The 25,657-nt window shown below is 67.0% G+C and carries 21 protein-coding genes; 7 read left to right on the top strand and 14 right to left on the bottom strand.

Annotated features, from left to right (window positions below):
- Positions 1-26: 26 nt before the first annotated feature.
- Complete coding sequence (locus BMY29_RS12990; protein WP_049991429.1) at positions 27-1,295, bottom strand: MFS transporter; 1,269 nt, start codon at positions 1,293-1,295, stop codon at positions 27-29.
- 167 nt (positions 1,296-1,462) lie between these two features.
- Here BMY29_RS12990 and BMY29_RS12985 point away from each other — a divergent pair, with 167 nt between their 5' ends.
- Entirely contained in the window at positions 1,463-2,008 is a 546-nt protein-coding gene (locus BMY29_RS12985; RefSeq protein ID WP_049991417.1) for a TIGR03668 family PPOX class F420-dependent oxidoreductase, read from the top strand.
- Between the two features lie 14 nt (positions 2,009-2,022).
- Here the strand turns inward: BMY29_RS12985 and BMY29_RS12980 are convergent, their stop codons facing one another.
- From BMY29_RS12980 to BMY29_RS12955, 6 genes are all read right to left on the bottom strand, one after another.
- Positions 2,023-4,599 carry a heavy metal translocating P-type ATPase gene (locus BMY29_RS12980; RefSeq protein WP_049991418.1) on the bottom strand — a complete coding sequence of 859 codons (2,577 nt, stop codon included), beginning with the start codon at positions 4,597-4,599 and terminating at the stop codon, positions 2,023-2,025.
- Between the two features lie 124 nt (positions 4,600-4,723).
- Entirely contained in the window at positions 4,724-5,884 is a 1,161-nt protein-coding gene (locus tag BMY29_RS12975; protein WP_049991419.1) for a GNAT family N-acetyltransferase, read from the bottom strand.
- A 187-nt stretch (positions 5,885-6,071) separates the two neighbouring features.
- Positions 6,072-7,616: a WD40/YVTN/BNR-like repeat-containing protein gene (locus tag BMY29_RS12970; protein ID WP_049991420.1), complete on the bottom strand. Its 1,545-nt coding sequence runs from the start codon at positions 7,614-7,616 to the stop codon at positions 6,072-6,074.
- A gap of 88 nt (positions 7,617-7,704) precedes the next feature.
- Positions 7,705-7,992 carry a hypothetical protein gene (locus BMY29_RS12965; RefSeq protein WP_049991421.1) on the bottom strand — a complete coding sequence of 96 codons (288 nt, stop codon included), beginning with the start codon at positions 7,990-7,992 and terminating at the stop codon, positions 7,705-7,707.
- Positions 7,993-8,196: 204 nt separating this feature from the next.
- Positions 8,197-8,511 carry an Hsp20/alpha crystallin family protein gene (locus BMY29_RS12960; protein WP_049991430.1) on the bottom strand — a complete coding sequence of 105 codons (315 nt, stop codon included), beginning with the start codon at positions 8,509-8,511 and terminating at the stop codon, positions 8,197-8,199.
- A gap of 84 nt (positions 8,512-8,595) precedes the next feature.
- Complete coding sequence (locus BMY29_RS12955) at positions 8,596-10,173, bottom strand: sulfatase family protein (RefSeq protein ID WP_049991422.1); 1,578 nt, start codon at positions 10,171-10,173, stop codon at positions 8,596-8,598.
- Positions 10,174-10,503: 330 nt separating this feature from the next.
- On the opposite strand from BMY29_RS12955, the gene BMY29_RS12950 reads away from it, so the two are divergent.
- On the top strand, positions 10,504-11,259 hold the full coding sequence (locus tag BMY29_RS12950; RefSeq protein ID WP_049991423.1) for a prolipoprotein diacylglyceryl transferase: 756 nt from the start codon (positions 10,504-10,506) through the stop codon (positions 11,257-11,259).
- Between the two features lie 120 nt (positions 11,260-11,379).
- Here BMY29_RS12950 and BMY29_RS12945 read toward each other — a convergent pair whose 3' ends face one another.
- Positions 11,380-12,324, bottom strand: coding sequence for a phosphatase PAP2 family protein (locus BMY29_RS12945; protein WP_049991424.1), 945 nt, complete (start codon positions 12,322-12,324; stop codon positions 11,380-11,382).
- A 529-nt stretch (positions 12,325-12,853) separates the two neighbouring features.
- Here BMY29_RS12945 and BMY29_RS12940 point away from each other — a divergent pair.
- The 3 genes from BMY29_RS12940 (at position 12,854) to BMY29_RS12930 (ending at position 17,133) form a co-directional block, all read left to right on the top strand.
- The gene (locus BMY29_RS12940) at positions 12,854-13,858 is read left to right on the top strand and encodes an eCIS core domain-containing protein (RefSeq protein ID WP_241471311.1); all 1,005 of its coding nucleotides are present in this window, start codon (positions 12,854-12,856) and stop codon (positions 13,856-13,858) included.
- Positions 13,859-13,944: 86 nt separating this feature from the next.
- On the top strand, positions 13,945-14,826 hold the full coding sequence (locus BMY29_RS12935) for a DUF7958 family protein (RefSeq protein WP_241471312.1): 882 nt from the start codon (positions 13,945-13,947) through the stop codon (positions 14,824-14,826).
- 615 nt (positions 14,827-15,441) lie between these two features.
- Positions 15,442-17,133: an NADH-quinone oxidoreductase subunit D gene (locus BMY29_RS12930; RefSeq protein ID WP_049991426.1), complete on the top strand. Its 1,692-nt coding sequence runs from the start codon at positions 15,442-15,444 to the stop codon at positions 17,131-17,133.
- 56 nt (positions 17,134-17,189) lie between these two features.
- Here BMY29_RS12930 and BMY29_RS12925 read toward each other — a convergent pair whose 3' ends face one another.
- On the bottom strand, positions 17,190-17,534 hold the full coding sequence (locus BMY29_RS12925) for a DUF7553 family protein (protein ID WP_241471313.1): 345 nt from the start codon (positions 17,532-17,534) through the stop codon (positions 17,190-17,192).
- 140 nt (positions 17,535-17,674) lie between these two features.
- Here BMY29_RS12925 and trpB point away from each other — a divergent pair, with 140 nt between their 5' ends.
- Positions 17,675-18,826 carry a tryptophan synthase subunit beta gene (trpB, locus tag BMY29_RS12920; RefSeq protein ID WP_074854751.1) on the top strand — a complete coding sequence of 384 codons (1,152 nt, stop codon included), beginning with the start codon at positions 17,675-17,677 and terminating at the stop codon, positions 18,824-18,826.
- Between the two features lie 255 nt (positions 18,827-19,081).
- On the opposite strand, the gene BMY29_RS21120 is transcribed toward trpB, so the two are convergent.
- Positions 19,082-19,258, bottom strand: coding sequence for a hypothetical protein (locus BMY29_RS21120; RefSeq protein WP_173424962.1), 177 nt, complete (start codon positions 19,256-19,258; stop codon positions 19,082-19,084).
- Positions 19,259-19,365: 107 nt separating this feature from the next.
- Between BMY29_RS21120 and BMY29_RS12915 the strand changes: the two genes are divergently transcribed.
- Positions 19,366-19,764 carry a hypothetical protein gene (locus tag BMY29_RS12915; protein ID WP_049992315.1) on the top strand — a complete coding sequence of 133 codons (399 nt, stop codon included), beginning with the start codon at positions 19,366-19,368 and terminating at the stop codon, positions 19,762-19,764.
- 338 nt (positions 19,765-20,102) lie between these two features.
- On the opposite strand, the gene BMY29_RS12910 is transcribed toward BMY29_RS12915, so the two are convergent.
- From BMY29_RS12910 to BMY29_RS12895, 4 genes are read right to left on the bottom strand one after another with little or no spacing between them, the layout of a single operon-like run.
- A complete protein-coding gene (locus BMY29_RS12910) occupies positions 20,103-21,149 on the bottom strand; it encodes a cytochrome b/b6 domain-containing protein (protein WP_049992316.1) in 1,047 nt (348 codons plus the stop codon).
- On the bottom strand, positions 21,146-21,556 hold the full coding sequence (locus tag BMY29_RS12905) for a hypothetical protein (protein ID WP_049992317.1): 411 nt from the start codon (positions 21,554-21,556) through the stop codon (positions 21,146-21,148). Before BMY29_RS12905 ends, BMY29_RS12910 begins: the two co-directional genes overlap by 4 nt.
- Positions 21,553-22,227 (bottom strand): 4Fe-4S dicluster domain-containing protein, encoded by a 675-nt coding sequence (locus BMY29_RS12900; protein WP_049992318.1) that lies wholly within the window; start codon positions 22,225-22,227, stop codon positions 21,553-21,555. The genes BMY29_RS12905 and BMY29_RS12900 overlap by 4 nt, the downstream gene beginning before the upstream one ends.
- A gap of 9 nt (positions 22,228-22,236) precedes the next feature.
- Positions 22,237-25,467 carry a molybdopterin oxidoreductase family protein gene (locus BMY29_RS12895; protein ID WP_074854749.1) on the bottom strand — a complete coding sequence of 1,077 codons (3,231 nt, stop codon included), beginning with the start codon at positions 25,465-25,467 and terminating at the stop codon, positions 22,237-22,239.
- Positions 25,468-25,657: the final 190 nt, after the last annotated feature.

Below are 25,657 nucleotides of genomic sequence, written 5' to 3'. Positions count from 1 at the left end.
CGTGACGCGTGCGGTCGCGGCCCGCCCTAGCCGTCGCCGTCCCGAGACCGCAACGCGGTACCGGCGGCCGCCACAACGAGGCCCCCGAGGGCCAAGATGGCCAGGCCAGGCGCGTACGAGCCGGTGACGTCGTGGAGCGTGCCGACGAGTACGGGACCGAGGAAGCCGCCGATCTCGCCGACGGCGAAGATGAAGCCCACGGCGGTCCCGGTCAGCCGCGCGCCGATCCCCTCTAAGTCCGGCGGAATCGCCCGGATGAGCGGCGAGAGGCCGCCGTAACCGAACCCGGTGACGAGGACGCTGCCGACGAGCAGGAGGCCGATATCGGTCGCGAGCACGCCCGTAACGCCGAGGCTCGCGATGATCCCGCAGACGATCAGGGCGGTCCGGCGAGCGCCCACGCGGTCGGCCACCGCGGGGACGGTGAGCACGCCGACGACGTTGGCCGCGACGAGTAGGCTCGTCGTCCGGCCCGCCTGGTCCGGTGAGACGCCGCGGGCCTCGAGCACCGCCGGGAGCCAGCTCTGCAGCCCGTGGGCGAGCAGCAGGTACATCGTCCCGATGACGACCACGAGCTGTAGCTCGCGGTGGGTGAGGACGAGTTCGAAGTCGTGGCGGATCGTCGCGAGCGTGCGCGACGAGCCGTCGCCGTCTGCCGCCGCGTCGGCGTTCGCGGCCGCGCCGTTGGCCGCGCGGTTGTGCGCGTCGATCCGCAGCCGACGCGCGACGACGGCCCACGTCAGGCCGTAGCCGATCGCGACGACTCCGCTCCAGAAGAACAGCGCGCGCCAGCCGCCCAGCGCGGGGCCGAGGATCGGCCGGCCGACGGCGAAGGCGCTCGCCGTCCCCGTCGACGCGCCGACGAGGTAGATCGAGGACGGGACCCCGGTCTCGCTCGGCGGGAACAGGACGGAGACGAGCTTCGGCAGGCCGAACGTGACGGCGGTCGCGCCGACGCCGAGCAGCAGCGTCGCCGCGAGCAGCGAGGGGAATCCGGTCGCGAAGCTTCGGACCAGTTGGGCGACGCCGTAGACGAGGACGCCCGCCGCCAGGCTCCGGCCTGGCCCGATCCGGTCGATCGCCATCCCGGTAAAGAGCGCGATCGGGATGTAGGTCAGCGGGACCGCGCCCGCGACGACGCCGGCCTGGGTGTTCGAGAGCCCGAGGTCGCCGATGATCACCGGGAGGTACGCTGGCAGCGAGAACCAGACGAACATCAGGAACGTGTAGCTGAGCGTCGCGACGACGACGGCGCCGTACGCGCGACGACGGTCCATCCGCATCCGGTCGGTCATCCGACCGAGGATGGGGGACGGCGGTCCGAGTAGTTTGGCCTCGCGGTACGTCTGCCCGGAATCCGTCTCACCGCCGATCGGCCGACCTGTCGACCGGTCGAGCGGCGAACGCCCGAGCACCTGAACATCCGTGCGGTTCTTTCCGTCCGCGCGTCGTCCGTCGTCCTATGACGCCCGCCGAGTACGCCTTCCTCGACCGGGCTCGCGTCGGCCGCCTGGCGACGGTCGACGACGCGGGCCGACCGCACGCGGTGCCGATCTGTTACGCGATCCTCGAGCCGGACGCCGCGGCCGCCGCTTCCGCGGGCCGGGCGAGCACGAACGATGAGAACCGCGACGAGGACGAACCCGACGTTCGAATCGTCTCCGCGATCGACGAGAAGCCCAAAGAAACGCGAGACCTCCGGCGCGTTCGGAACGTCCGGGCGAATCCGCGGGTGTGCCTCCTCATCGACCGCTACCGCGAGGACTGGGCGCGCCTGGCCTGGGTGCAGGTCCGCGGCCGGGCCCGCGTCCGCGACCCCGATTCCGATTCCAACGCCGCGACGTCGATCCACGCTGCTGCCGTCCGCGCGCTCGAGACCAAGTACGACCAGTACGAGACCCACGACCTCGGCGAGCGACCGATCATCTCGATCCGCGTCGGTCGGACCGTCTCGTGGGGCGCGCTCGACGCGGAATCCGACGAATCCGACGGAAGGAAAGACGGCTGACCGCCGGTCGGCCGTTACTCGGGAAGGAGCGACCGCTCGGCGTTCCCGACGATGAGGAGCGTCCCGACGGCGATCGCGACGGTCGTCACCAGCGGGTTCACGAGGCCGAGCGCGGCGGCGGGGACGGCGATGGCGTTGTAGGCGAACGCCAGGCCCAGGTTCTGTCGGATGCGATCGCGCGCGGTCTGGGCCAGCGCGAACGCGCGCTCGACCGCGGCCAGGTCGTCGTCGACGATCGCCAGGTCGGCCGCGTCGGCCGCGAGCGCGGTGCCGCTACCCAGCGAGATCCCCAGGTCGGCCGCGGCCAGCGCCGGCGCGTCGTTCGTCCCGTCGCCGACCATCGCCACGCGTCGATCGGCCGTCAGTCGGCGGATCGCGGCCGCCTTCCCGTTCGGGGGGACGCCGGCGAAGACGCGATCGACGCCGGAGTGGCGGTCGAAGGCGTCGGCCGACGCTCCCTCGTCGCCGGTCAGGACGACAACGTCGATCCCGTCCTCGTCCAGCGCCGCGACTGTCTCCTCCCACGCCTGGCGGGGCTCGTCGCCGACGACGACGATCCCTTCGGCGGCGCCGTCACGGCCGACGACGACCGGAAGGCGGCCGGCATCTCGCGCGTCCGCGATCCGCCCTTCGAGGGCGCTCGAGAGTTCCCAGCCCCGCTCCCGGAAGAGGTCGGGGTGCCCGACCAGAACCGTCTGGCCGTCGACGGTTCCCTCGACGCCGGTCGCGTGTGTCCGGAAGTCCCGAACGTCGCCGACGTCCCGGCCGCCGGCGGTAGCGGACCCGCCGTCCGCGTGCGTCGACGTATCGGCGGCAGCGTCGTCGTCGTCACCGTCGAACGCCCGTGCGATGGCCGCCGCGGCCGGATGGGCCGCGCGCTGCTCGAGGGCCGCGGCGGCGGCCAGGAGGTCCGCGGGTGCGTCGGCCTCGCGGACGGTCATCTCGCCGGTCGTGAGCGTGCCGGTCTTGTCGAAGACGACGACGTCGACCGACCGCAGGCGCTCGAAGACCGTCTCGTCGAAGACGACGATCCCGCGGTCGAGCGCCGCCTGGAGGCTCCTGGCGACCGAGTAGGGCGTCGCGAAGCCCAGCGCCCACGGGCTCGCGACCATGAGGGTCATGAGGACGGAAAGCGAGACGGTAATTTCGTCCGCGCCGATCAACAGCGCGCTCGTGCCGACGACGAGCGCGGCCGCAAAGACGAGCGGGGTGAGGACTGCGGCGAGTTCGTCGGCCCGGTGGGTGACGCCGTGGTCGGCGCTCTGGACGTTCCAGACGACCCGCGTAAGCCGCTCGATGCTGCTGGTCGTCTGGTCGCCAACGTCGACGACCGCCGCGTCGGTCGTCACGACCGAGCCGCCGACGACCTCGTCGCCCTCCCGCTTGGTCACCGGCAGCGACTCGCCGGTGACGACTGCCTCGTCGACCGCACACTCTCCTTCGGCCAGGCGTCCGTCGACGGGGATCCGCTCGCCCTCGCGGACGAGCACGCGGTCGCCCGACTCGAGGTCCCCGACGGGAACCTCCGTCGTCGACCCGTCGGCCGCGTACAGCCTGGCCGTGTCGACCTGGGAGACGGTGAGGTCGGTCAGCCGGTCGGTCGCGCGGCGCTTGACCGTCGTCTCGTAGTAGGTCGCGCCCATCACGAGCGACGCGACGACGATCGTGAGGTCGAAGTAGATGTCCGTCCGGCCGAGGCCGGAGGCGATCGCCGCGTAGACGTAGGCGCTCAGAATCGTCAGCGCGGCTAGCAGGTCCGTGGTCGGCCGCCGGAGCTTCAGGCTGACGTAGGCGCCCCGCAGGAGCGGCCCGCCGGTCAGGTAGACGATCGCGCCCGTCATCACGAGGAACAGCGGGAGGTACATCGGCCCGCTGAAGCCGGTGAAGACGTCCTCGAAGTGCGCGATCGCCCCCCAGTTGGTGAGCTCCGTGAGGTACATCGGGTAGAACACCGCGACGAACGGCAACAGGAGGAACGAGCCGAAGACGATGCCCACCACGTAGCGCATCTCGAGCATGTCGTCCGCCCGGCGCTTCCGGAGGCCGGTCATCTCGCGGGCGCGCCTGGTGGCGCCGGTGTCGTCGTCGGCGGTCGCCTCCTCGCGCAGGTAGGCCGTGTAGCCGACGGTGCTCAGCGCGTCCTCGAGGTCGGCCGCAGCGATCCGGTCGGGGTCGTGATCGACGCGGATCGTCTCGGTGACGTAGCTCGCTTCGGCGTCGGTCACGCCGTCCCGTCCCTCGGCGACGGCCTCGAGGAACGCCTCGCAGGTCGCCGAGTGCATCCCGTCGATCCGGAGGAAGGTGCGGACGGCGTCTTTCTCGTCTCGATTTGCGCCCGAGTCACGGCTCCGATCCCGCTTCCGGTCCCCGGCGCCGCCGCTCCGTTCGGACGGCGCGGCCGCCCCGTCGCTCTCGCTCGGTCCGAACTCGGCGGCGACGTCGCGACAGCCGGTCGAACAGAAGCCGCTCGCCGCCGGCTCACCGTCGGTCGCCGGTAGCGGCGTCCCGCAGAGCCGACAGCGGTCGCGCTCGCGTCGGTCGCCCCTCGCGCCGTCCCCGTTCGCGTCCGTGCCCGCGCGTCGATCGCTCACGGTAGTCGCTGCGGGCTCGACGGCTATAACAGTGGCCGATCACGCCGGTCGCCGAGCCCGTCCGACAGCCCGATCGCGCGCGTCTCGCCCTCGCCGGGCGCGAGTACGACCGCACTCGGCCCTGCTAGGTCGTGTCCAGATCGAGCCGCGAGAACGACCAGGCGTCGATCGCGCTCGATTCGAGCTCGAGCCCGTCCTCGAGATCGCGCGCGAACAGCGTCCTGGCCGCGGGTTGCAGGAGGGCCGAAAGCGGGAAGCGGGTATCCGGATAGAACCGGAAGCGCAGCGGCGCCGGCAGCGTCGCGCCGAACGCTTCGAGATAGCCCCGGTCGGCGTAGTCGTCGAGCGCCGCCACGAGCAGACGGTCGAGCGCCGCCCGCTCGGACTCGACCGCTCGCGGGACCGTCTCGACGATCCGCGCGTGGTCGCCGACGCCCGAGACGACGAGTGCGGCGACCGGCTCGTCGTCCCGCCTGGCGACGTACGTCGTGTACGACTGGGCGGGGTTGGCGAACCGCCAGCGGTAGAAGTCGGCGGTCCGGTTCGTGTGGATCGCGTCGGGGACCGCACGGCGGTAGACCGCCGCGAGGGTGTCGGCCGGCGGCGTCTCGTACCGTTCGATCGCGAGGTCGGAGTCGGAGTCAGCGAGCAGCCGGTCGCCGGCCCGATGGGAGGTCGCGACCGCGTTTTCGATGGTATCCGTTACGGTAGCGGTGGCGGCGGCCGCCTGCTCGTCGAACGACTGCGGCTCGGTCCCGCCGGCCTCGGACCCGTCTCCGGTCGGGGTCGGGACGATATCGGTCACTCGCTCGAGCGCGCCGAGCGGGTTTTGCGGCCGGTAGTAGGCCGGAACCGTCCCGATCTCCCGCCAGCCGTGCTTCTCGTTCCCCCGCTTCGAGTGCTCGTTGGGGAAGTTGAAGAAGAACGACGGCGCCCCGTCGGCGTAGCGCTCGACGGCACGGGTGTTCATCCGGTCGAACAGTCCGCGTCCGCGGTGCTCCGGGTGGACCATCGTGTCGCAGGGTTGGAACGCGGGCAGGACGGTCTCGCCGGCGCGCATCTCCTGTGCGAACAACGACCGGAAGCCGACGGGCTCACCGTCCGCGGTCGCCACGACGATCGGGACGTGATCGACGTACGGGTTCTCGCGGAACTTCCAGCGGAACCACTCGGCGCTCCTGTCTCGGCCGAACACGCTATCGTACAGCGACAGGAACGTCTCTCGGTCGCCGGGCTCGAACGTGCGGACGGTGTATCGCGTCGCCGTTCGGGTTTGGGGGCTCATGGTCGGGGCGCGTCACGCCGGCAACGGGGCGGTCGAAGACGCCCCGCTATCCGATCGCGACGACTGCAACTCCGTCCGGGAGCGAAAAGCCGATTCGGCCTGAATATGCCAATTTTGACAGGTCAACAAATCGGTTGACGCGGTCGTCTGTCGCCGCGGGCGACCGTCCGCCGTCGTTGCTCGTCCGTCAGCCGCCTCCACGTCGCTCGACCGCGGTCCCGTCCTCGCCGACCGCGACCGCCAGGCTGCCCTCGGGAGCCAGCGAGACGGCGAGCAGCGATCCGGGCGCGTCGGCGTCGACCCGCTCCCAGGCGGTCGCGCCGCGGCGTTCGTAGATCTCCCCGCCTGCGCCGCAGGCGATCGTCTCACCGTCGCGGTCGCCGCCATCGCCGTCGTCTCCGGTCCGCCTGGCGAGGCCCGACAGCGCGCCGTCGGAGACCCGTTCGGGCGTCCACGTCGACCCGTCGTAGCGGTGAACGACGCCGTCGTCCGCGCTGACGAGGCAGTCGCTCCGGCCGGCCGTCGCGACGCCCGACAGCGTTCCGTCGGCGCCGTCGATCCCGACCCGGGCAAACGAGTCGCCGCCGTCGGTTGTCTCGAAGACGCCGTCGTTCGTGTCGCAGCAGTAGCCGACCGACGCGTCGGCCAGGGCGACCCCGCTCAGGCTCGAGCCGCTGCCCGGTTTCACGGGGTCGTCCCACGAGGGCTCGCCGTCGCGGTAGCGCCCGCGGCAGACCGCCCCGGAGCCGTTTATCAGCAGCACCGTCTCGTCGCCGCTCGGGCCGCCGACCGCGACTCCGAGCCAGTTGTCGGTGATGTCATCGGGCGCCGTGTAGTCGGTGTGACGGCCGGTTTCGGTCTCGATCCGGCCGACCGCGCCGCTGTCGCCCGCGACCCAGACGACCTCGCCGTCCGCCGTCGCGTCGACGCCTCGGAGGTCCGATCCGGCGGCGCCCGGGCCATCTGCGAGGACGACCGTCCAGTCGTCGCTGCCGTCGCCGCCAACGGTCCTCCCGCCACCGCGATCGGCGGCGATGACGACGCCGCCGTCACCGACCGCGTACGGGCCCGTTTTCGTAACGCTGACGTCGCGAAGCGTCGCCTCGGTCGGGGTATCGACGGGGTGCCAGCCGACGGGTTCGGTTCGATCGCCGTCGCCGCTCTCGCCTTCCCCTTCGGATTCGCTTTCGTCCGGTCGCGCACCCGTACTCGTGCTCTCGTCGGTCTCGCTGAGCCCTGCCGTCGCGTCAGTAGCGGTCGTTCCGGCGGTTTCGGCGGTCTCGGCGGTTTGGGCGGATTTAACCGGCTCGTCGGTTCCAGCCGGTTCGTCGCGTTCGCCGGTCTCGGTGGCGGCCGCCGCCCGGTCGGGTGCCGCGGGTTCCGTCTCGGTTCCCGGTTTCGGTTCCCGGTCTACGTCTCTCGCCGGGTCGCGAGCACCGACCGCTTCCGACTCGCGCCCGGTCGGTTCCCGATCCGTTCGGTCGGTCGAGGCCGCTGCGTCCTCGTCGCCGGCTCGATCGCGAGCGGACCGCGCCTGGCGGAGGTACAGCACGACCGGCGGCACGACGTACGAGGCCAGCGCGAGGACGACGAACCAGCGGTGAACGATGGTCAGCGTCCCGAACGCGGTCAGCCCGGCCGTCGCGACCGCGTGGATCCAGGTCTTAGTGTAGCGGCGGAAGAAGGGGACGAAGCCGTCGCCGGAGCCGGAATCGTTGGTAGAGGTGGCCATTGGCGAACCGTTGACTCGACTTTCGCTAGCGGACTGTCGATCAAAAGCGTGCTGCAGGCGGTTCGGGTCCCGTCCCGACCGCTCGCGATTAGAAGCCGTGCGACTCGTCGATCAACACGAGTTGGGTCCGGTCGTCGACCCGCTCGCGTTCGAGCGAGCCGAGTTTGCCGACGGTGCTCCTGCCTATGGAGCTCCCCTGCCTGTAGACCTCCTGTGTGCGGGCGTCCTCGAGCGGATAGGCGTACTCGCGGACGCGCTCGACCGCCGTCTCCCAGTCCTCGACGATCTTGTTCGTGCTGCCGATGAGAACAGGCTCTCGGCGATCGCGTTGACGCCGTCGACGAAGACGCGGACATCGATATTCGGTCTTCGACATTCGAGACGACCGTCTCGATCATCTCGTCGTCCGGGCCCCGGTCGAAGCACGACTCGCCGACGTCGCGGTTGTCCACGAAATCGCCCTTCGTGTAGTAGTCGTCGCTCATCGCGGTGGGAACGCTTCGTCGCCGCGGGAATCAACGTGGAGCAAGCGAATACCGGCACCGGCGCTCGATCGTTCGAACCGAGCAGAAGGCCGCCGCTATCGTCCCCGAGGCCGTGGCCGTGGCCGCGGTCGCGTCCCGAGCGAGACGCTGAGCACGCCGTTGTTGTAGATGGCCTGGCGCTCGTCGCCGAAGGCCAGGCCGGGCGGGAGCGGCGTGAGGGTCCGTTCGGTGACGGCCCCGCCGCGCTCGACCGCGATCCGAAGGCGGCGCGAGTCGGCTTCGACGGTCACGTCGTCGAGGGGCGCGGGGGCAAGGTCGACGGCGACGCGAAGTCGGTCGGCCGGCCCGTCGTACACGACCTGCGTCGGAAACGGGAACGGCGCCGTTTCGGAGGGTGGAGTAGCGGACATACTCGCCGTTTCGGCGAGCGCCGGAAACGTCCCCGCGTGCATCGATGTACGCTTAATGTGCCGTCGTGACACGGGTGGCCGCGATCAGAGGTAGCCGAGGTCCGCCAGGCGCTCTTTCGTCCCGTCGCGCATCTCGACCTCCTCGACGATGCCGGCGTCGGCGAGCGGTTCGAACTGCTCCTCGATCCGCCGCCGGAGGCGCCGGACTGTCTCGGGTTCCTCGTCGCTGACGTCGGTGCGCTCGAACGGGTCGGTCCGGACGTGGTGGAGGCGCTCGAAGCCGTCGTCGCCGCGGACGTACTTGTACTCGGGCGTGCGAATCGCCCGCAGCCGGCGGTCGTACTGCCGGACGCGGTCGGGAATGTCGCCGAAGCGGGCCTCGAGCCGGTCGATCGAGGGTTGGGGTGCGACGTACTCGGCGAAGACGGCGTCGCGGGCGTCGTCGCTCGAGCCGGGGTGGAGCGACCGGCTCGACCACTGCTCGCGCAGTTCGGGGTCGTCGATCCCGGCTGTCTCGAGCAGCGTCGCGGGGAGGTCGAGCAGTTGGACTAACTCGTTGCGGCGGCCGCCGTCGGTGAAGGGGCCGCCGTGGAAGACAAGCGGGACGTTGAGCAGCGTGTCGTAGAGATTGTACTGGTGGCCGAAGAAGCCGTGTTCGCCGATGTGCTCGCCGTGGTCGCCGCAGACGACGAGGAGCGTGTCCTCCCACTCGTCGTGGGCCACGAGCGCCTCGCGGAGTTGGCCGAGCTGGTGGTCGACGTAGGCCAGTTCGGCCCGGTAGAGCCCGCGCAGCATGGCGAACTCGCGGTCGGAAATGTCGTAGTCCTCGCAGTCGTAGGCGCGGGGGTCCTGCCTAACCGCGGTCGCCTCCTCGTAGCTGGCGCCTTCGGGAAGGAACCGCTCGGCGTACTCGCGGGGCGGGTCGTACTCGACGTGGGGCTCAATGAAGTTACAGAACAGGAAGAACGGGCGGTCGTCGGTCCGACTGCCCAGCCAGTCGTCGATCCAATCGGTCGACCGGTTGGAGCCATCGTCGCCCGCGGGCTGGAAGACTTCGCTATAGAGGATATTAGCGGCGTTAACGAGCGGGTTGCCGTCGAAGAGACGGTTTCGCGTCGCGATGAGCTTCTCCCGGAGGTCCTCGCCGCGGACGACCGCGCCCATGTCGGCGTCGGACTGGATGTACTGCCAGCCCTTGCGAAGGTCCTCGAAGCCGCGGTCGAAGCCGAACTCCTCGGTGATCCAGGTGTTGTTCGAGACGCCGATCGTCTGGTAGCCCGCGTCGGCGAAGGCCTCGGGGAGCGTCCGGAGGTCGTCGTCGAGGTAGGTGTGATTGCCGTGGGTCCCGTGTTCGGAGGGATAGGTGCCAGTGAAAAACGACGCGTGGGAGGGCAGCGTCCAGGGGGCGGTCGCGAACGCGTTGTCGAACGCGGTTCCCTCGTCGGCGAGCCGCGTCAGCGTCGGCGTCGGGTGCGCACCCACCGAATCGTCGCCCGATCCGGCCCAGCCGCCGGACGCGGCGGGGTCGGTGCCGACCGTATCCTCGTCGTCCGGGAACGGTTGCATGCCAACGCTCTTCGCTCGAGCCGTATCGAGAACAACGAGAACCACGTTCCGAATAGTACTATGTGACTCGTCGTCACGTCCGTTGCGGTCCGACATATACACGTTCTCCGCGGCACGCAGGGAAGGTCACCAGCCCGGAGTATGCAGGGCCGTAATCGCTTATATCGGCCGCTCCCCGGGTAGATGCGCCCGATTCCGGTAATATCCGATTCTGACCGGAGACTTCCGGGCGGCCCGCACCGTCGCGGCGCAGAGTATTCATCTGCCGGTCGAATCTTCATCCGGTCGGAACCCGTAGACTCGGTGAGCGGACGCCGGCGGCGCCGCCGAGCCGGGAGTCGACGACTATCGACTCGTATCGAACCAGGCGAGTCGAGCCTCGGTTCGTCTGCGGCGCCGCCAGGCCCGTCGCTCGGAGGCTTTCCGATGAGTGAACCCCACGATCACGACGCGGCGACGGACGTGTCGATAGACGAAATCGGCGACCTCGAGGAGTTCGAGGAACTGACGGAATTGGAGGGACCGACCGGCCGAGTCGCTTCGATGGTGACTCCCGCGCTGTCGAGCGGTACAGGCCCGATGGTCGCCGGCGGACTCCTGCTGGCGGCCGCGATCCGGGCGCTGGCAGCGAATCGATCGCGAGCAATCCCGCTCGGCATCGCCGGCACCGGCCTGTTCGGCTACGGACTGTATACCAGGCGATCGAGCGACGACGCGGCGAGCGGCGTCCCGGACGTCGAGGGCGGAACCGAGGGCAAGGAGTCCTCGGACGAAGCGAGCACCGCCACCGGATCCGACGACGAGGTCGCGGGCGGACCCGACGCCGGCGACGACGACGCGGAGTCCGTCGAGCAGATCGAGTTCATCGAGACGGACGACGAGCCCAGGCAGAAGCCGGGCCTCGATTCCGACGAGGAGGAAGATCCACGGCGCGACACCGACGAGGACGTGGAGATCGACCTCTCGGACGCCGCGATGGCCGACGAGGCCAGCGAGGCGACCGGGCCAGATCCCGAACAGGCCCAGCCCGCACAGGTAGAGGACACCGAGCCGGACGAGAGCCCCACGGAAGACGCCTCCCACATGAAGGTCGATCCGTCGGAGGCGGACGAGTCCGAATCGGAGGCCGACGCGACCGACGAGCCGGCCGAGGACGACGAGTCGGACGAGAGCGAGGAATAACCAACCCGATCCGCCGTCACGACCGTCGTTACTCGACGGCACTCGTCTCCGTTCCGACCGAATTCGACGGCTCCCGTCTCCGTCCCGACCGAGAATCGAGTCGCGAACGACGGCGCAGCGTTACCGCGAGGCGGCGACCGCACGCCGGCCGAGACCGCGGACCCCGCCGTCGCAGCGGAGCAGGACCGGCGTCGCGACGAAGGCGGCGACGACTAGGCCGAGCGCTCCGCTCCCGGTAAGCAGCGGGGTAAAGTCGACCCAGCCGGCGGCGATCGCGGCGACGAGCGACGCGAGTGCGAGGACCGTCGCAACCGCCCTGGCGGCCAGCGGACGGCTGGTGCGGATCGGCCCCCGTCCCGTGTCCAGCGCTCGCGCGAGGACGGCGAGTTGCCAGCCGGCGAGCGCGCCGAGCGACGCGCCGGCCAACAACACGGCGTCGGGATCCGCATCGGTCGTGACGAGGGCGCCCCCGGCGACGGTGACCGCGAGCGCGAACCCGACCGTGCCGCGGTGGGATGGATACCGATCGAGCAGTCGCCAGGCGACCAGCAGGAAGGCCAGCCCGACGCCGGCACCGGCGACGACGTCGACGACGTAGTGGACGCCGAGTCCGACCCGAGAGAACGAGACGAGCGTCACGAGCCCGGCGGCGCCGACGTACCGCTGGCGGCGCGTGCCGACGGCGAGGTACTCGGCCAGGCTCAGGTAGACGATCGTCGTCATCATGGCGTGACCGCTGGGAAACCCGTAGCCAGTTGCCGTCGCGGTGGCGTAGTACAGCGGGTGGATCGCCTCCGGAAGCGCGCCCACCTCCGCGAGCACGCGTTCGGGCCGCGGGAGCGCGAAGACGTGTTTCAACCCGGCGATAAGCGAGAGGCCGGTCAGCGCCAGGCCGAGGACGGCGGCGGCCTCGTCTCGGCGCTCCGTCGCCACCCAGTAAACGACGCCGAGGAGCGCGCCGAGAAACCAGACGTCGCCGAGCTGGGTCACGAGCCCGAGGACGACGACGGCCCATTCGGGGACGAACTCTCGGAACATCTCATACCAGCCGATCCCGCGAGACATACCTCACGTTACGTCGGACGGACTACTTAAACGGTTCCGCCTGGCCGCGGCGGTCGGCTGATCGGTCGATGGTTTCGGCAAGGCGGATCGATCAGTCTCACGGCCGATCCACGACGTAACCGAGGCGTTGTCGTCAGCGGCGGTTTGTTGCTCGACAGCCATCGAGCCTGCGATTGCCTACTTCACTGGGCGGCCAGATTCGATCGTCGTTCGACAATCGTCAACCCAAGAGAAAATATTATGTTACCGCCACCAAAAGCGGAGAAAAATGCCTCAGCAGGAGAGAGCTGATCGTCCGGTCACCAGTCGAATCGAAACGGAGGGGCGGTAGATGGGCTCGAAGAAGCGGCGCGAACGAGCGACGGAGTCGTCGGCGACGAAGACGGAGACGACAACTGAGTCGACGACGGTCCAGCGGACGAGTCACGGGACGACTGCGGAGTCGCGGCCACGAGCGGCGAGTAGCGACCAGCCTGGCGTGGTGGACGTCCACGGACCGAACCCGGACGAGTTGTACGGCGGGAACCCGATGGCAGCGTGCGACATCGGCGGGACTGCGCCGGCACCGACGCCCAGCGAATACAACGTCCAGCGAGCCCTCAGTGGGACCGACACCACCCAGGGCGACGTTCCCGACACGGTCCTCGAGGTCCTCAGCGAGGGCGGCCGGTCGTTGGATCATCCGATCCAACGCGCCCTCGAAGAGCGTCTGGATGCGGATTTCTCGAACGTCTATATTCACACGGGCACGAAAGCCGCCGAAGCCGCCGACGCGATCGACGCGAAGGCGTTCACCTGCGGGAAGGACATCGTCTTCAATGCCGGCGAATACGATCCGGAAAGCCCGGAAGGGCAGTTCCTGCTGGCCCACGAGTTGGCCCACGTCCGTCAGCAGACCGGTACGGCGATCAGCATGATGCCGAAGTCGAATGCCGATCTCGAGATCGATCCTGACCCCCAGCTAGAGCGCGAGGCCGATGAAGCCGCGGCGAAAGCGCTGTCGGGTGACGAGCCGCTGGTGGTCAACCGACTGGGGACGGACGTGCACGTTCAGCGGATGGCTATTTCTGATCGTCTCCCCCTTATGAGCGGCAGCGAGGAGGAGTCCCGTGAACTGGTCGTGGACGAAGTCGAAGCTAAACCCGAGGCGCTAGCTGAAGAAGTTCGCACAATCAAGGAAAACCAGACGAGATTGTTCGCCGCAGTCAACACCGAGCGTGGGCCAGTCGACGTTCTCGGCGAAGCGGCCGGGCAAGGTATCGTCGGTGGAACTATCGGTCTTGGTGTCACTGCTGCGACTGCAAACCCGGTACTCGGGTCACTTGTCAGCGGTGCAATGTCTGATGTCGGAAAGACCCTTTATGGAAAACTTTGGGGGAAAGGTCGAGAGACGATCTCCAACACTGGCATCCCCGAAGTCAACCTCACTCAACTCGGTGGTGCCAAAGAGCGGATTGAAGATTTGATCGACGAAAAGCTGCGCCAGCGGTTCGGTGGAGCTGATTACGGTGGTGGATCACGGGGACTTAGTTAATTATGAAGGCAAAAATCACTGGCGAAGACGATCATCGAGTTGGACTTCATGTAATAGACAACAATGGGGAAAAACATCGAATCGAAATGGAGTTCGACGGCCAGATCAAGTTTCATCAATGTAACGAATATGATGACAAAGCAATATCTAGAACTCCAAAAGAAAACGAGTTCAATGAGCAAGCGCGCCGCTTCGCCCAATATTACGTCTATCTCGAGCGTGGCTACGATACGGTCCCTCCGCGTATCCATCCAGAGCGACTCAATGCCGTTCGCATCGCCATCGCTGGGCTCTCTGAGTCGGCGTTCGAGCAGTACTTCGGCGATCTCTACCAGCAACTCCGGAGTTACGAGGATGCGACCGTCGACCGCGTGATCGACGTTCCATCGGCGGCCTCGAGTTCCGAATCAGTTCTCTACCGCAAGCACGTCTATCTCGGTCTCGATCCCCTCGAAACTGCTCTCCACGAGGAGGCCGAAAATTTGGCCGGTCGATACGGCCTGGATCTCACCGAAACGCCAATCGAGACACGGTCGCTCGAGGAGCCGACGACAACTGATCTCGAAACGTGGGAACGGTTCTCTCAGGAGCTTATGGAACTCGCCGCCGATGAGAACGTAAGCCTCTCGGATGGACTCCAGCTCGGTGGCGTCTCATCGGTACACATGGCGTACATCGACGACGCTGGCGAAGAACACGTCACCGAATCTGTGGAACCGTTCGACCGTGAACCCGATACGCGCATCGAACTGCCCGTAATGGACATCGCCACGTTCGACGAGTTTCGAGACTATCTCAACCACAATCTGGCATGCCAGGTCCGTGACTGTTTCATCCGAATGGGGCTCGAACCCCCGGAACCGTTCCAGATCCTCGGATACGGTGATTTCGAAGCCGCAGAGCAATACAACCGACTCGAGATGTATCCGAATTATATCGATCCAACGGAGAAAACAGCCTTCATTTAAACCACATGGGGATGAGTGCGGACCCGCCCGAGCCGTTCCGTATGCTCGGGTCTGGTGACTACGACTTCGTCGAAAAGTACCGCCACTTCGACTGCTACGAGGATTATCACGACTGTAATAGCTCGATCCCGGGCTATCGATGATCGGTCTCCAGGCGACAACTTCGATGGGAGCAGCTGCCGTCTCGGTATGCGACCTGGCTCCGAACAAGTTACTGTACTCGTCGAGGAGGCGGCGATCCACGGGCGGTGCCAAAGCGGCAGTGTCGGCCGTCCCAGTTCCAGCCAGATGGAACCACGACCCGTCTCGCTAGACCAGTCGGACGTTGCGTACGCGCTGCCCAGCGTAGATAGTTGATTGAGATCCGAACCCGTTCGGGTATCGCTGCGGGCGACATCCAGCGTGCTCGAAAACCGGATGTGCGTAACTTCTCGGACGGCCGCATCCATACGGGCGCGAACGCTGCCGAAGCGACCGACGCGAAGGCGTTCACCTGTGACATCCGTAATGTTCCCGCTCGATAGAGGGTCACTGTAACCCGACAAAACCCTCATTTCCCCGTCAAGTGTAGCCTCTGGAAGCGACCGCCGTCGTCGGCGCGTCGAGGGGACCCCTATGAGTGAGACAACGGAGCCCGAGCCCGAACACGAGCGCATCGATCCGGAGTACGACCACCGCCGCGAGGAGGGCGTCAACGAGGCCGCACTCGAGGCCCTGCTCGATGAGTACGCGATCGGGCGGGACGATCACAAGAACGCGCCCGCCTTCGTGATTCGACCCGACGACGTTCAAGAGGTGTTGCGCCTGCTGCGCGACGAGGCGGGGTTCGACCACCTCTCGTGTATCACGCCCCAGCAGTACGAGGACCGCTACGAGTCGATCATCCACATGACGAAATACGACCGGCGGACCCACGAGGTGACGCTGGTCGTCCCGCTGCCGACGGCCGATCCCGTCTGCGAGAGCGCCGAACCCGTCTTCCGGACGGCCGACTGGCACGAGCGCGAGGCCTACGATCTGGTCGGCATCGAATACGAAGGCCACCCAAACCTCACCCGAATCCTCCTCCCCGAGTCATGGCAGGGGCACCCCCTCTCGCTCGATTACGACCAGAACAAGCCCCAGGTCGTCCAGTATACGAAACACGCGAACCCGCTCGAACAGAGCCACCGTACCCCCGAGTCGGAGACGATGATGATCAACATCGGGCCCCACCACCCGGCGACCCACGGCGTCCTCCACCTCGAGACGGTGTTGGACGGGGAGACGGTCGAAGACGTCGAGCCCGACGTCGGCTACCTCCACCGCTGCGAGGAGCAGATGTGCCAGCAGGGCACCTACCGCCACCAGATCATCCCGTACTCGAACCGCTGGGACTACACGGCGAACCTCCCTAACGAGTGGGCTGTCGCCCGCGCGATCGAAGACATCGCCGACATCGAAGTTCCCGAATACGCCCAGGTTCTGCGGACGATGTCGACCGAGTTCGGCCGGATGCTCGGCCACTTCCTCGCGCTCGGAACCTTCGCGCTCGACGTCTTCGGCGACTTCACCGCTATCTTCCAGTACGCCTTCCGCGACCGGGAGGTCATCCAGGACATCTTAGAGGACCTGACCGGCCAGCGGATGATGTTCTACTACTTCCGGCTGGGCGGAATCTCGTGGGACCTGCCCGAGCCCCGCGAGGAGTTCATCGAGAAGTGTCGGGACTTCCTCGACGCCCTCCCCGCGAAGATGGACGAGTACCACGCCCTGATCACGGGCAACGAGATCTTCCAGAAGCGGACGATCGACACCGGCTTCATAGCGCCGGCGGTCGCTAAAAACTACGGCTGTACAGGGCCGGTCGCCCGCGGCTCCGGGATCGACTACGACCTCCGCCGCGACGACCCCTACGGCTACTACGAGCACCTCGACTGGAACGTCGTCACCGAGGAGGGCTGCGACAACCACGCGCGGATGCTCGTCCGGATGCACGAGATCGAGGAGTCCGCGAAGATCATCGAGCAGTGTCTGGACCTCGTCGAGGACTGGCCCGAGGACGACCGGACGGTCCAGAGCAACGTCCCGCGGACGCTCAAGCCCGACCCGGGGACCGAGACCTACCGCGCCGTCGAGAGCGCGAAGGGCGAACTCGGGATCTACATCCGCGCGGACGGCTCGAACTCGCCGGCCCGGTTCAAGATTCGCAGCCCCTGCTTCCACAACCTCTCGGCGCTGCCCGAGATGGCCGAGGGCGAGTACGTCGCGGACCTGATCGCGTCGCTCGGCAGCTTAGACATCGTGCTTGGCAGCGTCGATCGCTGAGCGTCGCCGAGCGTCGACTCCATCCCGCCTTTCCCCGACCGAACCGCCCGCCCCGCTCACTCGCTTTCGTTCCGCGGCTGTTCGTCACCCCCGCCTTCCGCCAGATACGCCCGACAGTGCTCGCGCGCGGTCAGAATGTGGTCGCGCGTCTCGCCGGTGGCCTGGTCCGCTAGGCCGTCGAGTTTCTCGGCGACTTCGGCGATCCGATCCCGCTTCGGTCCCGGGTCGGGCTGGGTTAGGTGACCCTCCTGTTCCTCGAACACGCCCGCGGTGATCGAGTTTAGTTGCGACTCGACCGTCCGGTCCGCGGTGTCGGTTGCCTGCTGGAGCCCTTCGCGGACCCGCTTCAGATGGTCGTCGGGATCGTGATCGCGCTCGCGATCGGACGTCTCGTCTGCCATATCGGCATTCGACCGCCCGAACGGGTAGCGTCCGGGCCTGCCGTTGACGGTTCCGGCCGCCGACGCTCGCGGCGTCCGGGACGCCTCCGCGGGCGACCGCACCGAACCTATTTCAGGGTGTGAGCGCTATCCACCGGCGTATGTCTAACGGAGAGTTCGAGGGGTACGGCGGGCGACACGTGCCGGAACCGCTTCGCGAGCCGCTGGACCAGTTGGCGGCGGCCTACGACGACGTGGCCGACACCGAGGAATTCAGAACCGAACTGCGCGACCTGCTCGAGGAGTTCGCCGGCCGCCCGACGCCGCTGTACTACGCGCGCAACCTGAGCGATCGCTACGGCGCCGACATCTACCTCAAACGCGAGGACCTGCTCCACGGCGGCGCCCACAAGATCAACAACTGCCTCGGCCAGGCGCTGCTGGCCAAGCAGGCCGGCCGCGACCGACTCATCGCGGAGACCGGCGCTGGTCAGCACGGCACCGCGACCGCGATGGTCGGGGCCCTGCTCGACCTCGACACGGAGATCTACATGGGGCAGAAAGACGCCGAGCGCCAGGCGATGAACGTCTTCCGGATGCGGCTGATGGGCGCCGAGGTCAACGAGGTCACCCGCGGTGGCGAGGGCCTGGCCGACGCCGTCGACGCCGCGCTAGAGGACTTCGCCGAGAACGTCGAGGACACCCATTACCTGGTTGGTAGCGTCGTCGGTCCCGATCCGTTCCCGCGGATGGTCCGGGACTTCCAGAGCGTCATCGGCGAGGAGGCTCGCGAGCAGATCCGCGAGCGTACCGGCGACCTGCCCGACGCGGCGGTCGCCTGCGTCGGCGGCGGCTCGAACGCGATCGGACTCTTCCATGCGTTCCGCGACGACGAGGTCGACTTCTACGGCGCCGAAGGCGGCGGGGAAGGCGCCGACTCGAACCGCCACGCCGCCCCGCTCGCGGCGGGCAAAGACGACGTAATCCACGGGATGAAGACGCGGGTCATCGACGACGACGTCGACGTCCACTCCGTCTCCGCGGGCCTGGACTACCCCGGCGTCGGTCCCGAACACGCTATGTTCCGCGCCGTCGGTCGCTGCGAGTACCAGGCGATCACCGACGACGCGGCGCTGGCGGCCTTCCGCGAACTGAGCGAAACCGAGGGGATCGTCCCCGCGCTGGAGTCCAGCCACGCGGTCGCCCGCGCGATCGAACTGACCGAAGCTGGCGAACACGACACGATCCTCGTGAACCTCTCGGGGCGGGGCGATAAGGACATGGAGACGGCGGCCGCGAAGTTCGACCTCTGAGTCGGTCAGCGGCGGGTATGGCCGACGCCGCTCGCGACGGCGCGGACAACTGGTATCGTCGGCGATGTCGCCGACCCGGTGACGCTGTCGCCGTCGTATCGACGGGGGCATACCCATCCGCAACTCAATCAGCCGCGCAGAGAAGAATCCGTGGAGCATCTCGGGTCTCGTTTCGATGCCGATTCCAACAGAGAGCCGCCTTCCACCCTACGCTCGGAGCGCGGGTTCGACTCGCCGTAGTCCGCCGGCTTCGGCTTAGAAGACCGAGGTTCCGATCGTCGCGATCGCGAATCCGAGAACGACGGCCGCGAGGACCGCGTCGCCTTTCGTGCCGAAGCCGCCAGCGGTGTCTTTCGTCGTCGCCACCAGCGCGACCATACAGCCGATCAGCGAGAGTATGACGAGTGCGCTGTATGCCAGATAGGATGCCATATCCGGATACTGTGGGTATTTCCTACTAAAGCTTGGGAGTTTCCGGCGCGGCGCTGCGACCCTGCGACCGAACGATTATAATACGCTCGTTTGCTAGGTCGACTACCATGCGGATGGAACTGCGGGTCTGCAAGCACTGTTACAACGGCGAGCACGGCAATCCCCGGAAGACGGCGATTACGAAGGACATGGTCGCCTGCGCTCGGCGGATCCGGGAGTACAAAGACCTCATCGGGATCGACTCGCTGTACGTTTCGATGGTCGAGGAGGGGGACAACGGCGGTGCCGAGGCCCTGACGGTCTACGTCGCGAGCATCGAACAGGACCAGATCCAGATGAACGACACCCAGCTCGTCATGGAGGACGCCGACGGCAACATGCTGGTGTATCCGGATCCCGACGACGTCCTCGAAGTACTGACGCGGAACATCGACCAGATCGCCGACCAGACCAGGCAGGACGTCACGGTCGAACTGTCCTCGGAGAGCGCGGAACTGCTCTCCTGACGTCCGACGGTCGCGGTCGGGGAGGGTCGCTCTCAGTTCCTCGGCGGGTCCCGATTTCGGTTCCCCGGTACCGACGAGACGCGCGGTTCGGGCCCCTCTCGGGTTTTCGTGGCACGCTCTCGACGATATGCGATCGGTAGCGACGGGTCCGGGACGATAGCGTTCCCGAGCGCTATCCCGTCGAATGCAGTGATATGGGACGATACTCGCTCCTACTCGAAGGAGCAGGCGAATCGCGGAACGAACGCGAAAACGGATCGAAACGGTGAGAATACGACCGTCCGAACGTCGGCGGACGGCGGCTCGGTCAGCCGTCGGCGATCAGGGTCAGCAACCGACTACTCGTCGGTCGCCTGGCCGCCGTCGGCGGCGATCTTCTCGGCGTCGGGTTCGGGGTCGGCCTGGTCGGCCGGCTCGCGCTCGTCGCTCCGTTCGCGGAGTTGGCGCTCGTACCGGATCCGGAGGATGTTCCCGTACATCGAGAGCGCGAGCCCGATGAACAGGACCAGGACGCCGATGTTGATGGCGATCGTCCGGAAGATGTTCCCCTCGTTGAACACCAGCGTGTCGGGGACCGGGTAGCCGCCGTAGGTCATGCTGCCCGCGAGGACGCCGGCGATGCCGACGATGACCATCGCGCCGAAGATGTTCGTCGCCCACTTCCAGGTCGGCTTGAGCCGGAGGTTCTCGATCCCGGTCGTTTCGTGCTCGTCGGGATCACCGTGGAAGTTCGGCGTCGACTCCTTCGGGAGGAACGCCTTCATCTCCACCGGGTAGAAGGCGGGATGGCAGGCGTGTTCGAAGGTGTGGAACATCACGCCCATGAACATGATGACGCCTAGCAGCCCGTGGAAGGCGACGAAGCCCATGACGACCGACTGCGTGTTGTAGAACGTCATCAGCCAGGTCTTCTGCCAGATGAGCAGGCCCGAGATCATCAGCAGGACCAGCTCGACGGTGAAGATGGCGATGACACCCTTCCCGACGTACGACAGCAGCGGCACCTCGTCGGCCTTGTAGCCGGCGAACTGCTTGGCGTTGGGGTGGCGCTCGTCGGCGTAGCCAAGCGCGAACTTGACGTCCTGGATGAACGCGGCCAGATCCTTCTTGAGGTCCGGCAGGACGTCGCCGAAGTTCGAGCGGCTCGACGGGCGCAACAGCATGTACAGCACCCAGAAGACCGTCAACACGATCAGCATGAAGCCGGCCAGGCGGTGGACGGTCAGCACCCAGATGTTCCCGCCCATCAGCTCGACGAGCCACCATAGCTCGGCGTTGAAGGCGATGGAGTATCCCGTAAAGAACAGGAAGAACACCGTCAGCGCGAGCAACGAGTGGAAGACGGTGGTCACCCGGGAAAACTTCCCGTGATCGAGGTTCGTCATCGGGACTCACCTCCGTCGGTCGCGACCTCGGCGTCGCGGTCCGCGCTGGTCCCGGCGCTGGCCGGCGGCTGCATTCGGTCGGCGAGCCGTCGGAACGCCGCCCAGTGGATCACGACCATCAGGATGATGAAGATCCCCATGATCACGTCGGCGAAGTGGATTACGGTGAGCAACGCGTTGATGAGCGGCTCGGTGTTGCCGGCGACCCAGCCGGAGCCAACGCCGCCGCCGGCGACCGTCGGCCTGACTCGCAGAACGGTCTGGTAGACCGGGCCCTGGAAGAGCCAGACGCCGCCGACAGCGGCGGCGACACCTGCGATCGCAGAGACCCAGAACGCGGCGGTGTCGACGACCCCGCCGTCCGCTGCGTCCGCGTTCGTGTCCGAGTGTGCGCGTTCCTCGCTCATGATTCGAAGAGGTGGGCGTCGTCGCCGAAGATGACCTGCATCGCTTCGTCGTTGAAGAACGTGCCCCTGTCGCGCTTGTCGAGCTCGTCGGCGATCTCGCCGGGGGTCCCGACCAGCAGGGCGTTCGTCGCGCACTCGTCGACGCAGGCGGGGCCCTTGCCGGCCATCTGGCGTTCCTTACAGCCGGTACACTTGTCCATCGTGCCGCCGGTGCCGACGATCTGAGCCGCGCCCTCGTCGCTCTCGGGGAACTGCGGCGCGCCGAACGGACAACCAGATAGGCAGTACTGACAGCCGACGCAGAGGTCCTCCTGCAGGTCGACGAACCCGTCGTCGCTCTTCTGGAGCGCGTTGGTCGGGCAGACCGAGACGCAGGGCGCCTCCGCGCAGTGGTAACACTGCATCGGCAGGTTCGTCTCGCCGGGACTGGCGCCGTCGTCGAGCGCCGCGGTCTGCTGGCTGTTGTAGCCCTCGTCGGCCTCCTGGCCTTCGAGCATGTTCACGATGTCGATCCGCTCGCGGTCGGGACCGACGTCCCACGTTCGTTTGCAGGCGACGACGCAGCCGCCGCAGTCGATACACGCTTCCACGTCCGGGAAGAGCCGCATCCCCTCCCCGGTGGTCATCGTTCCGTCGCTGATTCGTGCGGTCTGAGATTCGTTTGTGGACATCGTTTCGTATCAGTCGTCTGCGAGCATGTCGTGCTCTCGCACGTCGTACTGTTTCTGGAGCCCGAGCCCTTCCTCGTCCTGCGGGAAGTCGATGAACTCCATGTCGAGCTCCTCGATCCGTTCGGGGGTTGCCTTCTCGACGCGGACCATTCCGACCTTCGTCTCCTGCATCTGGGTCTCGGCGTCGAAGCCGCTCGCGGTGATGAGGTTCACCGAGTCACCGATCGCGAGCGGCTTCATGCCCTCCGGCCAGTTGCCGGTCTTGTCCTTCCCGTGGACGACGCCGCCCCAGTGGTACGGCAGGAAGATCTCGTTCGGGTTCGGTCGGTAGTCGACCTTCGCTTTCACCAGGATCGATCCCTTGTCGTGGGAGGTGATGATTACGTCGTCCTCGCCGCCCGTGATGCCGAGTTCCTCCGCGCGGTCGGGGTGGATCTCGGCGTACATGTGCGGCTGGCGGTCTGCGGTGAGAGCGTTGTTCCGCGTCTCCGCGCCGCCGCCCTGGTGTTCGACCTGGCGACCCGAGGTGAGGATCGTGTCGAACTCCTGTTCGTGGACCCGCTGGGTGGCCTGCTGCTGGGTCGCGCCGTTGTTCTGGTCGAGCCGGTAGACGTTTTGCTGCTGGCCGTTAGCCGGCCACTCCTCGGCGAGATCGAGGTGCGGGCTCTGGATCGGTTCCCGGTGGACGGGCACCGTATCGAGGAAGTTCCACGCGACCGCGCGGGCCTTCCCGCGGCCCGTCGGCGGGTCGGGCTGCTCGTTGTCGTACTGCTCCCAGAACTCCATGTCGAGTTCGTGGCCGTGCTCCTCGACGAGCGCCCGGGCCGCGTCCGCCGGCGAGTGATCCTCGCTCAAGGCGTACTCGACCGGCAGCGTCATCTGGCTGGGTTCGGTGACGTCCTCGGGCAGCGTCGTCGTGTAGTGTGGGTACTGCGGAACGCCCTCGACTTCCCCGTTCCACCAGTCGGGCTCGTACGGTTCGCGCAGCATGTCGAGCCCGTCTTCGCCGTGTTCGTCGACGGTCTCCTGGAGCGGGTACTCCTTGTCGACGTCCATCGCTTCCCAGTCTTCGGGCGACGGAGCCTCCGTGCCCCAGTTGGCGCGGAAGTCGTGGCCGCCCTCGCGGGGATCCATGTCGTCGCGCCAGATGATCGGCGTGCCCGTGTGGCCCTCGCCCCAGTAGGGCCAGGGCAGCGACCAGTATTCGCCGCTGACCGGCAGCCCCTCGGACTCGGCGCGCAGCGTCTCGGTGCTGAACGCGTAGTCGTATTCGCGGTGTTGCTGGAGCTTCTCCGGGGACTGCTGGTAGCCGATCGAGCGGGTTCCGAGGTTAATCTCCCGCAGCGCGTCCTCGTAGGTGCTCTTGCCGTTGTGGATCTCCTCACCGGTCCCCCAGTCGAAGTGCTCGCCGAAACCGAACCGATCGGCCAGCTCCTGCATGATCTGGAGGTCCGGCTTGGAGTTGTGCGCCGGCTGGCCGGCGGGCTCGGACCACTGGACCGACCGGTTCGTATTCGTCAGCGACCGGTAGTGCTCGTACTGGCTCGAGGCCGGCAGCAGCAGGACGTTGTCTGTCTCCGGCAGGCCGCCGGCAACGGCCGGGAAGACGTCGACAACGACCAGCAGATCCAGGGCCTCCATGGCCTTCTTTAGCTTGTCCATCTCGCTGATGGAGTTCGCCGAGTGACCCCAGAGGAACAGCATCTTCAGCGGGTTCGGCTGGTAGAGATTCGACTCGTGGAGCCGATCTTCCTGAGCCAGCGCCGCCTCGTACCAGCGAGCGACGGTCAGCCCCGACTGGAACATCATCGACCGGGTCGTCACCTCGTTCGGCCGGTACGCGTCGCCGCCGAGGTCGTCCTGGACCTCGGTGTCGAGCTGAGCGGTCGTGACGGTCTCTTCCGTTTCTCCGAGGTCCGCCCAGAGGTCCTCGGGCATTACGTCGAACCGACTGTACAGGTCGTCGAAGTCCGTGCTCCCGCTGGTCCAGGGGCTCTGGTCCCAGACGTCGGTCCAGTGAGCCCACGAGCCAGGCGAGCTCACCGAGTAGTAGCCAGGGAGGATGTCGGCGTCGACGCCGAGGTCGGTCGCGCCCTGAACGTTCGCGTGTCCGCGCATGACCTGCAGGCCGCCGCCCGAGCGAGCCGCCGAGCCCGACGCCAGGCTGAGCAGGGCGTAGGATCGGATGTTCTGGGTCCCGTTGTTGTGCTGGGTCCCGCCCATCGCCCACTCGATCTGGACGTTGGGCTTGTTCTCGATGATCATGTCCCCGATCTCCCGGAGGTCGTCCGCGTCGATCCAGGTGATCTCGGCGACCGTCTCCAGGTCGTACTGATCGAGCTCGTCGTAGGCGTCCTCCCAACCGTGGACGCGATCCGAGAGCATCTCCTCGTCGAGCTCGTCCTGCTCGTCGAGGTAGTTGATCAGCCCCATCATGATCGCCACATCTGTCCCGGGCCGCATCCGGTAGTAGTGGTCGGCGTGGGCCGACGTCTTCGTAAACCGGGGGTCGATCGAGACGATCGTCCCGCCGCGGGCCTGGCCCTCCAAGATGTGCTGCATCGCGATCGGGTGGGCCTCGGCCGGGTTCTGCCCGATGATGATGTTGAGATCGAAGTTGCGGTAGTCGTTGATCGTGTTCGTCATCGCGCCGAAGCCCCACGTGTTCGCGAGGCCGGCGACGGTCGGGGAGTGACAGATCCGCGCCTGGTGGTCGACGTTGTTAGTGCCCATGAACGCCGCCAGCTTACGGAAGGCGTAGGCCTCCTCGTTGGAGTGGTGGGCGCTGCCGACCAGCATGGTGCTGTCAGGCCCGTACTCCTCGCGGACGTCCTCCCACGTGTCGGCGATCATCTCGTAGGCGTCGTCCCACGTGATCTTGCGCCACTCGCCGTCCTCGCGGATAAGCGGGTGCTTGAGCCGCTTGGGCGAGTGCTCCGTCTCGAGGATGCTCGCCCCCTTCGAGCACAGCGAGCCGTTGTTGAGCGGATTTTCCTTCCAGGGCTCCATCCCGACGAACGAGTCACCGTCCTTGACGGCCTTGAAGCCGCAGCCGACCGAACAGTAGTTGCAGATGACTTTCGCCGTCTCGGCGTCGTCGTGAACGCCGGTCGGCTCTTCCTCGTCGTCGCTGAGGACGTGCCCCGTTGCCCCACTACCGAGTATCGTTGCCCCGGCCAGCGCGGTCGCTTTCATGAACGACCGTCGGTCGAGGTCTAGCGTGACTGGTTCCGTACTCATGCTACAGTTGTCCGCAGTGTTTCGTATCGGTTCGTGCACCGACTACACCGATCGCTAACATACGATGGGGTACTCTTCGTTCCTAATCAAGTTTCGGAAACCCGAACTTGCCTTTGCTCAACACTTACACGAGAAATAGATAGTTGAGTTACAGTATCGGTCTAACTAAAACGGCTTGCATGTTCAGGAC

The sequence above is a fragment of the Natrinema salifodinae genome, assembly GCF_900110455.1.
Taxonomy (GTDB): Archaea; Halobacteriota; Halobacteria; order Halobacteriales; family Natrialbaceae; genus Natrinema; species Natrinema salifodinae.
Note: the sequence above shows the minus strand (reverse complement) of the source record. Positions and strands in the feature narration are given on the sequence as shown.

Coding starts and splice junctions, on each gene's coding strand:
- BMY29_RS12990 (WP_049991429.1), bottom strand. CDS start 1,295: ATGACCGACCGGATGCGGATGGACCGTCGTCGCGCGTACGGCGCCGTC.
- BMY29_RS12985 (WP_049991417.1), top strand. CDS start 1,463: ATGACGCCCGCCGAGTACGCCTTCCTCGACCGGGCTCGCGTCGGCCGC.
- BMY29_RS12975 (WP_049991419.1), bottom strand. CDS start 5,884: ATGAGCCCCCAAACCCGAACGGCGACGCGATACACCGTCCGCACGTTC.
- BMY29_RS12970 (WP_049991420.1), bottom strand. CDS start 7,616: ATGGCCACCTCTACCAACGATTCCGGCTCCGGCGACGGCTTCGTCCCC.
- BMY29_RS12965 (WP_049991421.1), bottom strand. CDS start 7,992: ATGTCGAAGACCGAATATCGATGTCCGCGTCTTCGTCGACGGCGTCAA.
- BMY29_RS12960 (WP_049991430.1), bottom strand. CDS start 8,511: ATGTCCGCTACTCCACCCTCCGAAACGGCGCCGTTCCCGTTTCCGACG.
- BMY29_RS12955 (WP_049991422.1), bottom strand. CDS start 10,173: ATGTCGGACCGCAACGGACGTGACGACGAGTCACATAGTACTATTCGG.
- BMY29_RS12950 (WP_049991423.1), top strand. CDS start 10,504: ATGAGTGAACCCCACGATCACGACGCGGCGACGGACGTGTCGATAGAC.
- BMY29_RS12945 (WP_049991424.1), bottom strand. CDS start 12,324: ATGTCTCGCGGGATCGGCTGGTATGAGATGTTCCGAGAGTTCGTCCCC.
- BMY29_RS12940 (WP_241471311.1), top strand. CDS start 12,854: ATGGCAGCGTGCGACATCGGCGGGACTGCGCCGGCACCGACGCCCAGC.
- BMY29_RS12935 (WP_241471312.1), top strand. CDS start 13,945: ATGGAGTTCGACGGCCAGATCAAGTTTCATCAATGTAACGAATATGAT.
- BMY29_RS12930 (WP_049991426.1), top strand. CDS start 15,442: ATGAGTGAGACAACGGAGCCCGAGCCCGAACACGAGCGCATCGATCCG.
- BMY29_RS12925 (WP_241471313.1), bottom strand. CDS start 17,534: ATGGCAGACGAGACGTCCGATCGCGAGCGCGATCACGATCCCGACGAC.
- trpB (WP_074854751.1), top strand. CDS start 17,675: ATGTCTAACGGAGAGTTCGAGGGGTACGGCGGGCGACACGTGCCGGAA.
- BMY29_RS21120 (WP_173424962.1), bottom strand. CDS start 19,258: ATGGCATCCTATCTGGCATACAGCGCACTCGTCATACTCTCGCTGATC.
- BMY29_RS12915 (WP_049992315.1), top strand. CDS start 19,366: ATGCGGATGGAACTGCGGGTCTGCAAGCACTGTTACAACGGCGAGCAC.
- BMY29_RS12910 (WP_049992316.1), bottom strand. CDS start 21,149: ATGACGAACCTCGATCACGGGAAGTTTTCCCGGGTGACCACCGTCTTC.
- BMY29_RS12905 (WP_049992317.1), bottom strand. CDS start 21,556: ATGAGCGAGGAACGCGCACACTCGGACACGAACGCGGACGCAGCGGAC.
- BMY29_RS12900 (WP_049992318.1), bottom strand. CDS start 22,227: ATGTCCACAAACGAATCTCAGACCGCACGAATCAGCGACGGAACGATG.
- BMY29_RS12895 (WP_074854749.1), bottom strand. CDS start 25,467: ATGAGTACGGAACCAGTCACGCTAGACCTCGACCGACGGTCGTTCATG.